Raw genomic sequence first — 13,447 nt, 5'->3', positions numbered from 1 at the left:
CCGATAAGCGGCTTCAAACCACACGATGAAAATCCACAAGAGGCTGGCGGCGCTGCCGCTCACAGCCCTGGTTACGCTCGCGTCGCATGCGCAGCACGCACCGGGCCCGGCTGACGAGGCTGCGGCCGCACGAGCGAACGCCGAGCAGAATCGCCAACTCCAGCAACAGCTCGTGCCGCCGCAGGGTTTGTCGTCGGGCGTGCTGACGCTGTCGCTCGTGCCAGGCGTGGTGCGGCAGGTGCGGTTTGCCAAGCCGTCCACGCGGGGTACCTGGAAGACCGCCTTCGCGGTGACCGGCGGCGACTTGCTGAACCTGCGCGACCTCGAACAGGGCCTCGAGCAGATGAAGCGCGTCGCGAGCCGGAACATCGACATGAAGATCGAGCCTACCGACCTGCCCGGCGAAAGTGACGTGGTCGTGAGCGTGACGCGCACGAAACCATGGACCTTCGTGGCATCGGTCGACAACTCGGGCAACGAGGGCACGGGCAAGCGGCAGGGCAACGTGAGCCTCGGCATCGACAATCCGCTCGGGCTGAACGACATCTTCACCGTGGGCGCGAACCAGGACCTGTACTTCAGCAACAAGTCGCTGGGTTCGCACGGCTTCAACGGTTCATATTCGGTGCCTTGGGGCTACTGGAGCGCGACGCTCTCGGGCAACACGAATACCTACTATCAGAACATCGCGGGTGTGAACCAGACGTTCGTCTCCAGCGGCAATTCGCAGACGGCGGCGCTGAGGCTTGCGCGCGTGCTCGCACGCAGCCAGAACGATGTTTTCGGGGCTTATTTCCAGTTCTCGAAGCGGTTTGGCGAAAGCTTTATCGAAGATACGAGCATTGCTGCGCAAGCGCGCAACAACACGTTCATCGAAGCGGGCTTGACCGACCGGCATTACATCGGCACCTCGCAGTTCGACGGCTCGCTGGCCTGGCGTCATGGCATCGGCGGGCTGGGCGCGCGACCGACGATCCGGTGCAGAGCGATGGCACACCCTTCTTCAACAATCCGACTTACCGCTTTCAGATGGCGGTGCTCGACGCGAATCTCTCCGTGCCGTTTGCAATCGCGAACCAGCGTTTCGCTTACGTGACCACGTTTCACGGCCAGTACACCAACGGCGCGCCGTTCTATATCGACGATCTGACGATCGGCAGCCGCTACACCGTGCGCGGCTTCGACGGCAACACGATGCTTGCCGCGGAGAAGGGCTTCTACTGGCGCAACGAGGTGCAATGGCCGGTGTTCCAGACCGGGCAGACGCTTTATGCCGGGGTCGATTACGGACGGGTGTTCGGGCCCGCCACCGAGTTCCTCGCGGGCACCCGGCTCGCGGGCGCGGTCATCGGCATTCGGGGCGGCCTGCTGGCGAAATGTGCGAGCTTCAGCTACGACTTGTTTATCGGAACGCCGGTCTACAAGCCCAGCGGTTTTCCGACCGCGAGTGTGACGGCCGGGCTGCAGGCCACGGCGCGGTTTTGATCGACGCGGTTTTGATCGATATGGCGCGCGCGGCGGCTTGCCGAAGCAACCCGCCGCGTGGCCATCATGCCGTTATCGCGCGCCTGCCGCTTCCCGCGCGATCTGGCCAAAACGGCCGCTATTGAAGTCCTGCACCGCCTCGCGGATTTCATCGGCCGTGTTCATCACGAACGGGCCATACGCCACCACGGGTTCGTCGATCGGCTCGCCGCCGAGCAGCAGGATCGTTGCGTCGCTGGACGCGTCGATTTGCACGCCGGTATCCGCGCGCTCGAACAGCACCATCTCGCCGTCGCCCACGCGCTCGCTGCCGTTCACCACGATGCGCCCGCGCGACACGATCAGTGCAAGCGAGCGCCCGGCGGGGTAGTCGAGGCGCGTGCCGTGGCCGGCCTTCACGCGCATGTCCCACACGTCCATGGGCGTGAACGTGAGCGCAGGACCCGCGTGGCCCGCGTACTCGCCTGCAATCACGCGCACGCTGCCGGCGTTCCCGGGCAATTCAACAGTCGGAATCGCGCTCGCGAGCAGCGTTTGATAGCGCGGCGGCGTCATCTTGTCCTTCGCGGGCAGGTTGACCCAAAGCTGCACCATTTCCAGCGTGCCGCCCGACTTCGCGAAATCCTCCGAGTGAAACTCCTCGTGAAGAATGCCCGCGCCCGCGGTCATCCACTGCACGTCGCCGGCGCCGATCTTGCCGCCGCCGCCCGACGAGTCGCGATGTTCGAGTTCGCCCTCGTACACGATCGTCACGGTTTCGAAGCCGCGATGCGGGTGCTGGCCGACGCCGCGCCGTTGCGTGGTCGGCTCGAATCGGGCGGGGCCCGCGTAGTCGAGCATCAGGAACGGGCTCAGCTGGCGGCCCACCGTGCGGTCCGAAAACAGCGAGCGCACCGGGAATCCGTCGCCGACCCAATGCTGGCTGGGGTTGCTGTACTTGCCGATAATTTTCTTCATGGTGCGAATCCTTATCTTCCGGCCGCAATGGCCTCGTTGACATGCATGGAAGATAGGACCGGAACCGGGTTACCGGTAGGGGGCGCCGGTAAGCCACTGTGTCTCATGAATGGAACAATCAAACGAACGTTCGAGTTTCGTTTTTCCGACTGTTATATCAGCCTGGTTATGCGGATGTTTAGATCGGCAATTTATATGGCCGGAGATCATAGGAGATCGTGCGCGCGCCTGGAATGCCTTTCGCGGGAAATCAGTATTGCGCGTGAGGGATAACCTTATTGGGGCATTGATCCATAAGCTATTGGCAGTTCATGAGATTCGCGCGCCCCTCATGGGTGGGGGCGGCGCGCCACGCAGTCCGCGGAGAGGAAATGAAGCGAAACCGTAATGCAAAGATCATCGCCACGCTCGGGCCGGCCAGTTCGGACCCGAAGGTTATCCGTTCGCTTTTCGAGGCCGGCGTCGACGTCTTCCGACTGAATTTCAGCCACGGCACGCACGACGACCATAGCCAGCGTCATGCGCAAATCCGCCGGCTCGAACAGGAATACGGCCGTCCGGTCGGCATTCTGCTCGATCTCCAGGGGCCGAAGCTGCGTCTCGGCACGTTCGAGACGGGTTTTGCGGAACTCGCCGTGGGCGCGCGTTTTCGTCTCGACCTCGATACGACGCCGGGCAATCAGGAGCGCGCGCCGCTCCCGCATCCCGAGATCTTCAAGGCTGTGAAGCCGGGCTCGGAGCTGCTGCTCGACGACGGCAAGGTCCGTCTGCGCGTGGAAGCCTCGGGCGACGATTTCGCCGACACCGTCGTGCTGGTGGGCGGGCGCATTTCCGACCGCAAGGGCGTGAACGTGCCGGGCTCGCACCTGCCGATCTCGCCGCTCACGAAGAAGGATCGCGCCGACCTCGCGTTCGGCCTCGAACTCGGCGTCGACTGGGTGGCGCTGTCGTTCGTCCAGTGCGTGGAAGATATCGAAGAAGCGCGCGAGCTGATCGGCGAGCGCGCATGGATCATGGCGAAGCTCGAAAAGCCGCTGGCGATCGATCACCTCGAGGGCATCGTGCAGCGCGCCGACGGCGTGATGGTGGCGCGCGGCGATCTCGGCGTCGAGCTGCCGGCCGAGCAGATTCCGGAACTGCAGCGCCGCATCATTCGCGAATGCCGCCGCGTGGGCCGCGTGGTGGTGGTGGCGACGCAGATGCTCGAATCGATGACGAATTCGCCGGTGCCCACGCGTGCGGAAACCTCGGACGTCGCCGGCGCGATTTACGAAGGCGCCGACGCGGTGATGCTGTCGGCCGAATCGGCGAGCGGCAAGTTCCCGCTCGAAGCGGTCAGCACGATGAACCGCATCATCGAGCGCGTGGAAGGCGATCCCGCTTACCGCGAGCAGATCGACGCTTCGCACACGCGTGCCGAAGCGACCGTTGCCGACTCGATTTGCTGCGCGCTGCGCAAGGCTGTGCAGTTGATCGAACCGGTTGTCACCGTCACCTACACGAGCTCGGGCTTCACGAGCCTGCGGGCGGCGCGCGAGCGCGCGCCGTCGCGCATCGTCGCGCTGACGCCTTCGGAGCAGGTGGCGCGCCGTCTGGCGCTGACCTGGGGCGTGCATGCCGTGCCGCGCGTGGAAGCGTCCAACGTGGACGAGATGATCGGTCTCGCATGCCGTGCGGCCGTGACCGAGGGCTTCGGCCGCGAAGGCGACCTCGTGGCGATTGCGGCCGGCCTGCCGTTCGGCGAGTCGGGCACGACAAACCTGCTCCAGATCGCGAAGATTTCGGGCTGAGAGCGTCGAACCCGTTCGCTTGCGCTAGCTGCGCAGGTTTGCAGCGCCCCTCACAGCAGTGGCAGCGTCAGCCGGATGTGTCCGGCAAACGCAGCGACGAGATGTGAGGGGCGTTTGCGTTCGAACTTCAGCGTAATGCCGACACTGGGCAAGGGCGGCAGACCGGGTTCGCCGTGCAGGATGGCAAGGTCCGCGGGCACGGCCGTCTGCGTCATCACGGCGAAGGCTTGCCCGGAGCGCACCAGTGCGGTCAGACCGGAGAGGCTGCTGCTCGCATAGGCCACGCGGTAAGCGCGGCCGATACGCTGCAGCGCCTCGCACGCGGCCATGTGGTCGAGCGTGTCCGGGTCGGAGAGCGCGAGCGGCAATGGATCGAAGTGCATGGGTTCCAGCCCCGGATAGCCGATCCATACGAGCTGCTCGTGGCGGATGATGTCCTCGTTCGCATGGCCGTTCGCATCTTCCGGCAATGAAATCATCGCGAGATCCACGGCGCGGCTTTCGAGTTGCTCGATAAGGCGCGGCGTAGGTCCGCAAACGACCTCCACGAGAGCCTGCGGATGTTGGCGCGAAAACTGGCGCAGCAGTGCGGGCAGAAACACGGCGGCATAGTCGTCCGGGCAGCCGAAGCGGATCGTCCCCGTCAATCCCTTGCCGCATAAATCGGCCATGGCTTCGTCGTGCAGCCGCAGCATGCGCTGCGCGTGAATCAACAGGCGCTCGCCGGGATTCGTCAGGGCCACGCCACGCCCGGTGCGCTGAAACAGCGGCTGGTCGACTATCTCCTCCAGACGCTTCATCTGCTGGCTCAGCGCGGACTGCGTGCGGCCGACCCGGCTGGCCGCACGGCTCAGCGAGCGCACTTCCGCAACGACGGCAAACGAACGCAGCAGATCGATTTCGAGCGACCGGCTCACGGTATTCGTCACGATATTCGTCCCGGATATTAACGGCCGACGATGGCCGCTGAAATTGGCCGCCGATATTAGCCAGACTGCTGGCTCGCATTAAAACTATTCGTTTCTATAAAACCAGAGGCGCGCCTACACTGCAAGTCATTCCCACCAAGCCCTCGTTTGGCAGCCAACCACCAGGAGAAGCACGGTGTCCCGGAACAACGACGCAACGTTTTGGCGCAATGCCAGGCAGCACCTCATCCGCTACGGCGGCACGTTCGAGCCGATGATCATCGAGCGCGCCAAAGGCAGCTTTGTCTACGATGCGGATGGCCGCGCGATCCTCGATTTCACCTCGGGGCAGATGAGCGCGGTGCTGGGGCACAGCCATCCGGAAATCGTCTCGGTCATCAACGAGTACGCCGGCAAGCTCGACCATCTCTTCAGCGGCATGCTCTCGCGGCCCGTGGTCGATCTCGCCACGCGTCTGGCCGAGGTCACTCCGGAGGGGCTCGACCGCGCGCTGTTGCTCAGCACCGGCGCGGAGTCGAACGAGGCCGCTATCCGCATGGCGAAGCTGGTCACGGGCAAGTACGAGATCGTCGGCTTTGCGCAGTCGTGGCACGGCATGACGGGGGGCGCGGCGTCCGCGACCTACAGCGCGGGCCGCAAGGGTGTCGGGCCCGCGGCGGTCGGCTCGTTCGCGATACCGGCGCCATTCACGTATCGGCCGCGCTTCGAGCGCAACGGCCATTACGATTATCTTGCGGAGCTGGATTACGCATTCGACCTGATCGATCGCCAGTCCAGCGGCAATCTCGCCGCCTTCATCGCCGAGCCGATCCTGAGCTCCGGCGGGATCATCGAACTGCCCGTAGGCTACATGGCGGCGCTCAAGCGTAAATGCGAAGAGCGCGGCATGCTGCTGATTCTGGACGAGGCGCAAACCGGGGTGGGGCGCACCGGCACGATGTTCGCCTGCGAGCGCGACGGCGTGACGCCCGACATTCTCACGCTCTCGAAGACGCTGGGCGCCGGGCTGCCGCTCGCGGCCGTCGTGACCTCCGCGGAGATCGAAGAGCGTGCGCACGAACTGGGTTATCTGTTCTATACGACGCACGTGTCCGATCCGCTGCCAGCCGCCGTGGGCCTGCGCGTACTGGACGTGGTGGAGCGCGAGGGACTGGTTGCGCGCGCGAACGTCATGGGCGATCGGTTAAGGCGTGGCCTGCTCGATCTGATGGAGCGTTTCGAGTGCATCGGCGATGTGCGCGGGCGTGGGCTCCTTCTCGGCATGGAGATCGTCAAGGATCGCCGCACGAAGGAGCCCGCCGATGGCCTGGGCGCGAAGATCACGCGCGAGTGCATGAGCCTCGGACTTAGCATGAACATCGTGCAGTTGCCCGGCATGGGTGGCGTGTTCCGGATTGCGCCGCCGCTGACTGTGAGCGAGGAGGAGATCGACCTGGGTGTTTCGATGCTGGGGCAGGCGATCGAGCGCTCGGTTTGAGCGCTCGATTCATCGCACAGTGGGTTTTTCCCGCTTGTTTTCGCGCTTATTTCCCAGGCACCAGCACGACTCTGAAACGCGCCTTTCCGCTCATCATCTGCTCGTAAGCTTCTGCTGCACGGCTGAGCGGATATTCCTCGATCATGGGCTTCACGCCCGAGAGCGCGCTGAACGCGAGTGTGTCCTGGGAGTCGGCCGCCGTGCCGGACGGCCAGCCCTGCACCGAATTGCGCCCCATGATGAACTGCGTGATGGGCACTTCCACGGGCTCGTCCGACACGCCGACCATGATCAGCTTGCCGTTCACACCGAGCCCGCCGATTGCGGCGCTCATGGCCTTGCCGCTCGTGGCCGTCGCGAGAATCACGCGTGCGCCGCCGAGCGCTTGCAATGCTTCGGCCACGTTCTGCGCTTCGCTGTCGATGTAATGATGGGCGCCGAGTTGCGTCGCGAGCGGCTCCTTGTCCTTGCCGCGCGCGATGGCCACGGTCACGAAGCCCATCTTGCGTGCGTACTGCAAGCCGAGATGGCCCAGCCCGCCAATGCCGAGGATCGCCACGACATCGCCCGCGTGTGCGCCGCTGCGGCGCAATGCATTGAAGGTGGTGATGCCCGCGCACAGGAGCGGGGCGGCGTCGACGTCGCAGAGATCGTCGGGCATGCGGGCGAGGGCTTCCTGCGGCGCCACCATGTACTGCGCGTAGCCGCCGTCGTAGCTGATGCCAGGCACGAGCGCGCTTTTGCAGAGTACGAAGTCGCCGCGCCGGCAGCTTTCGCAGTGGCCGCAATGCCCGCCGTGCCAGCCCACCCCCACACGTTGCCCGACCTGCCAGTCTTCTATGCCAGTCCCGAGCTTTTCGACGATACCGGCGATTTCGTGTCCCGGCACGCGCGGATACTGAAGCCCGGGCCACAGTCCTTCCTTCGTGAGCGAGTCGCTATGGCAGATCCCGCAGGCCTGCACCTTGATCAGCACGTGTCGTTCGGGCGGCTCGGGTATGTCCCGCTCGACCAGTTCCAGCGGGCCGCCTGCTTTCGTTACCTGCACTGCCTGCATCTTGCGCATCGTGTGCTCCTTCGCGTGTTCCTGATGGGATTCGCCCCCGGGCAGTGATCTGACGGGTGGAGTGCAGCGCCATTGGGGCGTGCTTCTACTGGGTCATTGTAGGACGCGATATGGGTGCGGCGGGCTGAGGGAACCGATCACGAGCGCGGAGGAAGGTGCAGCCACGTGATTGCCACGACGAGCAGGAACCTCAAATAGCCCATCAGGCATCCGGCTTGCTCAAATGGGGCGATATGCCTTTATGGGTGATGCCAATCCCGGGGCCACCGCTCAGGCCGGCCTCGATATCAACCAGAAAAATACGATGTACGAAACGTCATTCGTCGACTTCGTTGGCTCGCGGATTCAGGCGGTTGCAACTCACTCGCTCGTCGACGTGCGCCCGGGGCCGAGCGGGAAGCGCTGCCTATGAGCCGCCGCATCGAGGACTACGCGCTGCTCGCGGACGGCCGTGGCGCCGCGCTAACGAGCCGTGACGGCACGATCGAGTGGCTCTGCTGGCCGCGCTTCGACAGCGAGCCGTGCTTCGCAGCCATGCTCGGTACAGCCGGGAACGGCCACTGGCGCATGGCGCCCGCCGAGCCGGCACACAGCGTCAGCCGCCGCTACGAAGAGGACACGCTCGTGCTGCAAACCGATTTCGAGGGGCGCAGCGGCTGCGTGCGGCTGACCGATTTCATGGCGGCCGACACCCGCGAGCCGTGCATCGTGCGTATGGCCGAAGGACTGCACGGCAGCGTCGCCATGCGGTCGGTTCTGCATCCGCGTGCCGATGCGGATGCACCGCCGCCCGTGATCGTCCCTGAGCAAGGCGCCGTGACAGTGCGCACGGCGAGCGGTGCGATGACGCTGTGCGCAGACTTGCCGCTCGCCGTGCACGGTCACGCGCTCGAGGCCTCGTTCACGCTGCGCGAAGGCAAGCGTGCTGTGTTCACGCTGTGCCATGGCGACCAGCCGGGCGTCGATACGGTTGCGGCTGCGCTTGCGCTGCAAGACACGCGCCGCCATTGGCGCCGCTGGATCGACGGCTTCGACGACAGCCGCACGCATTGGCCACAGGCCGTGCGTCGCTCGCTGCTCACCTTGAAGGCGCTGATCTACCGCCCGAGCGGCGCGATGGTGGCCGCGCCCACGACCTCGCTGCCCGAGGCGCCGGGCGGCAGCCTGAACTGGGACTACCGCTACTGCTGGCTGCGCGACGCGAGTTTCGCAATGGAGGCGCTCATAGAAGCGGGCTTTCACGGCGAGGCGATGGCGTGGCGCGACTGGCTGCTGGACACGCTCGGCGAAACTTTGGACACCTTCCACATCATGTATTGCGTCGATGGCGGGCACGTGCCGCGCGAGCGCAGTGTATCCGCACTCACGGGATGGCGCGGCGCGCAGCCGGTGCGTATCGGCAATGCGGCGGCGAGGCAGTATCAGCCCGACGTATTCGGCGAGGCGCTCGATTGCCTCTATCTCGCGCGCAAGGCTGGCCTCCCGCCAGCGGAGGGCGAGGCGGCGCTCGAAGCGCGCATCGTTCGCTGGCTGCTCGATCATCGCGACCGGCCGGGCTCGGGCATCTGGGAATCGCGTAGCACGCCTTGCCACTTCACCAGCTCGCGCGTGATGGCCTGGGTGGCGCTCGACCGCTTCATCTCGCACTGGCGCGATGCTGGACCCGGCCGGGGCGACGCCCTCATGCAACAGGCGGTCGCACTGCGCCGCGCGCTGCACGACGAAGTCTGCACGCGCGGCTGGCATGCCGGGCGCGGCGTGTTCGTGCGCGGCTATGCCGACCCGGAGCTCGACGCGAGCGTGCTGCTCATGCCGCTGGTGGGTTTCATGCGCGCCGACGACGTGCTCATGTCGACGACGCTCGATGCCATTCGCGCCGAGCTCGGCGACGGCGGCCTGATCCGCCGCTGGAAACGCGGCGGTGAAGCGCCGGACGAAGGCGCGTTTCTAGCGTGCTCGTGCTGGATGGCCGACTGCCTGTACCTGCGAGGCGACGAAGACGCCGCGTGCCGCCAGTTCGAGCGCGTGCTCGCCGTGGCAAACGATCTGGGCCTGCTTGCCGAAGAATACGATGTGCATGAGCGGCGCCTCGCGGGCAACTTTCCTCAGGCGCTCACGCATATGGCCGTGGTGAAGACCGCCTTGCTGCTGAGCGGCACGGCGAAGCGCCACCGCAGCGCGGCGGCGCATTAACACGCGCGTGTTGCGGTGTCCATGCGCGCCACCCCGCGCCGGGCGACCACCGGCTTTGCGCGCCGCGCTTACTCGATGCTCGGGAAGTAGTCGTCCTGGTCGGCGTGGAATATTGCATCGTCCAGCACCACATCGAATGCGCAGGCGCCGCCAGGCTGGGAGGGATCCTGGCGTTCCTCGAATTGCGTGCGCACACACTGGCGGATGCGTTGCTGAATGGTGCGCCGTTGCGCGGTCTCCAGACCCGCGTAACGTTCGAGCTGTGCGCGTGTCGCGTGGAGCGTGGCCGCACAACGCGCATCGAGTGTGGAATCGCGTTTCGACTCCACGACCCAGCTCAAACGCAATACGACGGTGTCTTCATCTTTGAGGCAGCTCACGGTCGACGCCTTGGGTGATTCGAAGAGATTCGCCAGTGACATCTGGATCTCTTCAAGACGCTGGTCGAAATCGAAAGTTTTCATGGTTGCTCCATTGGTCTTCCAAGACGACAGCATCGCGCGTTCCCTGGTCGGGCGGGCATGCCATGTGCTTGCGATGCATTTTTACGCGAGATACAGCGACCCGAGACCTGCCTGCGCGATGCACACGACCGAAACGCAATCCATCGTCGAAACCAACCTTCCCGCCCGCCTCGACCGCCTGCCGTGGGGGCGTTTTCATGTGCTGATCGTGGTGGCGCTGGGCGTCACGTGGCTGCTGGACGGGCTCGAAGTGACGCTCGCGGGCGCCGTGGCGAGCGCGCTGAAGACGAGCCCGGTGCTCCATTTCGATAACACTCAGGTCGGGATTGCCGGCAGCGCCTATATTGCCGGCGCGGTGTGCGGCGCGTTGGGCTTCGGCTGGCTCACGGACCGGCTGGGGCGGCGCAAGCTCTTTTTCATCACGCTCACGGTCTATCTGGCCGCCACCGCCGCCACGGCATTCTCGTGGAGCTTCGCAAGCTTTGTAGTGTTTCGCGCGCTCACGGGCGCGGGCATCGGCGGCGAATACGCGGCGATCAATTCGACCATTCAGGAATTCACGCCCGCGCGCGTGCGCGGCTGGACCGACCTCGGCATCAACGGCACATTCTGGGTGGGCGCGGGCATTGGCGCGGCGGGCTCGCTGATCGTGCTGGAACCGCATCTGCTGCCGCCCGACTGGGGCTGGCGCGTGTGTTTCTTCATCGGCGCGGTGCTCGCGCTCGTGATCCTGCCGATGCGCGCATGGATACCCGAAAGCCCGCGCTGGCTGCTCACGCACGGCGAGCACGACGAAGCGCGCGCCATCGTCGAGACCATCGAGGCACGCTTCCGGAAGACCGGGCATGTGCTTGGCGATCCTCCGGGAAAGCCGCTGCGGCTGCGCGCGCAAAGCCATACGCCGCTCTCAACCGTGCTGCACGCGATCTTCGTGCAGCACCGCCGCCGCGCGGCGGTCGGACTTTCGCTGATGACCGCCCAGGCATTTTTCTACAATGCGATCTTCTTTACCTACGCGCTGGTGCTCACGGACTTCTACCACGTGCCGGGCGGCGACGTGGGCCTTTACCTGCTGCCGTTCGCGCTCGGCAATTTTCTTGGGCCGCTCCTGCTGGGGCGGCTGTTCGACGTGATCGGACGCCGCAAGATGATCGCCACGACGTACGCGCTCTCGGGCCTGTTGCTGACGGGAAGCGGCTATCTGTTCGCGCAAGGGATGCTGAACGTCATGACGCAAACCCTCGCGTGGATGGTGATTTTCTTCTTCGCATCGGCGGCGGCAAGTTCCGCCTATCTGACCGTGAGCGAATCCTTCCCGCTCGAAATCCGCGCGCTGGCGATTGCGGTGTTCTACGCGTTCGGCACCGCGCTGGGCGGAATTGTCGGGCCGGCTTTCTTCGGACATCTGATCGATACCCATCAGCGCGGCGCGGTGTTCACGGGCTACCTCGTGGGGTCCGCGCTGATGGTGGGCGCGGCGCTGGTTGCCGCGGTGTGGGGCGCGGACGCCGAGCGCAAGTCGCTGGAGCACGTGGCCGCGCCGCTTTCTGCGGTGCCGGACGAGCCGTGAGTGGGTGGCAGCCATTCAACCATTCACGGCCCGCTGGCGCGCGGGGGGCTGACTCAGGATCCCCACACCTGCATTTCGTCGAGCGAATAGCCCCACTGTGTTGCGCGCTTAGTGCCGTACATCCGCACATAGCGGCCCTGGCCGTTGAGATTCGACAGCTTGACGTGGCCGTAGGCGACGCCGTTGGTCGTCGAGTAGAGCGTGGTCCAGTTGACGTTGTCGCTCGAGGTCTGGATCTGATACACGCTGGCGCCCGCATCCCAATACAGGTCGACGCCGCTGATGCTCTTCACCGCGCCCAGATCCACGGAGATCCATTGGGGATCGACGCCCGCGCCTTCGGGCGAGTCCCAGCGCGTGCTGGTCGTGTTGCCGTCGAAGGCCTTGTCGGGCGTGAGCGACGTGTTGTAGCTGGCCGACGCGCTGGCGGAATGCCCCTGCGAAAGCAGCGCGGTCTGGCTCGCGGCCGGGCCGCCGTAATAGTTCGACCCTAGCTTGGCCTTGGTGGAGTCGGCGTTCACGCCGAACTGCGTGAGGCTCCAGCGCTGGCCCGTGGTCACGTCGGCCATGTAGAGTTGATAGCCGCCCGCCGTCGTCGACGAGAAGAACAGGTAGTTCGTGCCGTTCACCGGGGCCGGGTCGGAGTTGTTGCTGATGCAGTCGTTGAGCGACAGCTGGTTCGGCGTCGAAGCCGGGTCCGACGTTTTCTCGTAGATCTGGTCGAGGCCGCCGGTGTCCTTCCAGCGCGCGTAGAACACGTTGCCGTCCGCGCGCACGATCGGATAGTAGGTTTGCAGCGAAGGCGGATGATCGAATACGGCCGTGACGCCGGTGGCGATCGTGCGCTTCATGAGCCCCATGTTCGCGCCGGTGCCGGTCGCGTAGTAGACGGCGCTTGCATCAGGCGCGAGATAGGGCATCGAATACTCGGCGCCCGAGGGGGCGTTGGTCAGGCTCACGATCGACGTGAAGGCCGGACCCGCGCTCGTGTACGAAAGCGTGGCCTGCTTGACGTCGCCGTTCTGCTTGAACACGAGGGTCTTGCCGTCCTTGCTGAATTTCGGATCTTCATTGCGCGTGGCGCCCGTGCTGTTCGTCATGTTCACCGGCGGGTTGCTGGTGCCGAGCTGATACATGAACACATTCCACGCGTTGTTGGTCACGCCCATGAAGGCGATCCACTTGCCGTCGGGGCTGAACACGGCGTTCATCGGGTCCTTGATGCCCCACGAGGCATTGCTGAGCTGCGTGAGCGAGCGTGCCGAAAAATCGTAGAGAAAGATCTGGCTCGTGCCGTCGCCATATGTCACGTAGCTGTGATACACGAGCTTGCCCGTGAGCGTGGCGGGAAACGAACCGTCGGGCTGGGCGGCGGGGTTGGTGACGCAAGCTGCACCGGCGGCGCCGGCAAACACATTGAGGGCGACGCCGGTCATCAGGCCGGCAACGAGGTTCTTCACTTTCACAATCAGTTATCCTTATCAAACGGAACTGGGTAATGCGCAGGGCCTTGCTG

At 65.1% G+C, this 13,447-nt stretch carries 9 protein-coding genes and 1 pseudogene; 5 read left to right on the top strand and 5 right to left on the bottom strand.

Annotation, left to right across the window (positions count from 1 at the left end; translation table 11 throughout):
* Positions 1–25 precede the first annotated feature (25 nt).
* Positions 26–1,485, top strand: a pseudogene (locus tag PWP93_RS31150) (ShlB/FhaC/HecB family hemolysin secretion/activation protein).
* A gap of 72 nt (positions 1,486–1,557) precedes the next feature.
* Here the strand turns inward: PWP93_RS31150 and PWP93_RS31145 are convergent.
* The gene (locus PWP93_RS31145; protein ID WP_421047444.1) at positions 1,558–2,442 is read right to left on the bottom strand and encodes a pirin family protein; all 885 of its coding nucleotides are present in this window, start codon (positions 2,440–2,442) and stop codon (positions 1,558–1,560) included.
* Positions 2,443–2,813: 371 nt separating this feature from the next.
* On the opposite strand from PWP93_RS31145, the gene pyk reads away from it, so the two are divergent.
* Positions 2,814–4,232 carry a pyruvate kinase gene (gene pyk / locus PWP93_RS31140; RefSeq protein ID WP_421047443.1) on the top strand — a complete coding sequence of 473 codons (1,419 nt, stop codon included), beginning with the start codon at positions 2,814–2,816 and terminating at the stop codon, positions 4,230–4,232.
* Between the two features lie 50 nt (positions 4,233–4,282).
* On the opposite strand, the gene PWP93_RS31135 is transcribed toward pyk, so the two are convergent.
* On the bottom strand, positions 4,283–5,149 hold the full coding sequence (locus PWP93_RS31135; protein ID WP_421047716.1) for a LysR family transcriptional regulator: 867 nt from the start codon (positions 5,147–5,149) through the stop codon (positions 4,283–4,285).
* Between the two features lie 187 nt (positions 5,150–5,336).
* On the opposite strand from PWP93_RS31135, the gene PWP93_RS31130 reads away from it, so the two are divergent.
* On the top strand, positions 5,337–6,638 hold the full coding sequence (locus PWP93_RS31130) for an aspartate aminotransferase family protein (RefSeq protein WP_421047442.1): 1,302 nt from the start codon (positions 5,337–5,339) through the stop codon (positions 6,636–6,638).
* A gap of 46 nt (positions 6,639–6,684) precedes the next feature.
* Here the strand turns inward: PWP93_RS31130 and PWP93_RS31125 are convergent, their stop codons facing one another.
* Positions 6,685–7,704: an alcohol dehydrogenase gene (locus PWP93_RS31125; RefSeq protein WP_421047441.1), complete on the bottom strand. Its 1,020-nt coding sequence runs from the start codon at positions 7,702–7,704 to the stop codon at positions 6,685–6,687.
* Positions 7,705–8,112: 408 nt separating this feature from the next.
* Here PWP93_RS31125 and PWP93_RS31120 point away from each other — a divergent pair, with 408 nt between their 5' ends.
* Entirely contained in the window at positions 8,113–9,897 is a 1,785-nt protein-coding gene (locus PWP93_RS31120) for a glycoside hydrolase family 15 protein (protein WP_421047440.1), read from the top strand.
* A 68-nt stretch (positions 9,898–9,965) separates the two neighbouring features.
* Here PWP93_RS31120 and PWP93_RS31115 read toward each other — a convergent pair whose 3' ends face one another.
* Entirely contained in the window at positions 9,966–10,361 is a 396-nt protein-coding gene (locus PWP93_RS31115) for a hypothetical protein (protein WP_421047439.1), read from the bottom strand.
* A 118-nt stretch (positions 10,362–10,479) separates the two neighbouring features.
* On the opposite strand from PWP93_RS31115, the gene PWP93_RS31110 reads away from it, so the two are divergent.
* On the top strand, positions 10,480–11,931 hold the full coding sequence (locus PWP93_RS31110; RefSeq protein WP_421047438.1) for an MFS transporter: 1,452 nt from the start codon (positions 10,480–10,482) through the stop codon (positions 11,929–11,931).
* Positions 11,932–11,984: 53 nt separating this feature from the next.
* Here the strand turns inward: PWP93_RS31110 and PWP93_RS31105 are convergent, their stop codons facing one another.
* Positions 11,985–13,397 carry a discoidin domain-containing protein gene (locus PWP93_RS31105; protein WP_421047437.1) on the bottom strand — a complete coding sequence of 471 codons (1,413 nt, stop codon included), beginning with the start codon at positions 13,395–13,397 and terminating at the stop codon, positions 11,985–11,987.
* Between the last annotated feature and the right edge of the window lie 50 nt (positions 13,398–13,447).

The sequence above is a fragment of the Paraburkholderia sp. A1RI-2L genome, from assembly GCF_048957375.1.
Classification (GTDB): domain Bacteria; phylum Pseudomonadota; class Gammaproteobacteria; order Burkholderiales; family Burkholderiaceae; genus Paraburkholderia.
Note: the sequence above shows the minus strand (reverse complement) of the source record. Positions and strands in the feature narration are given on the sequence as shown.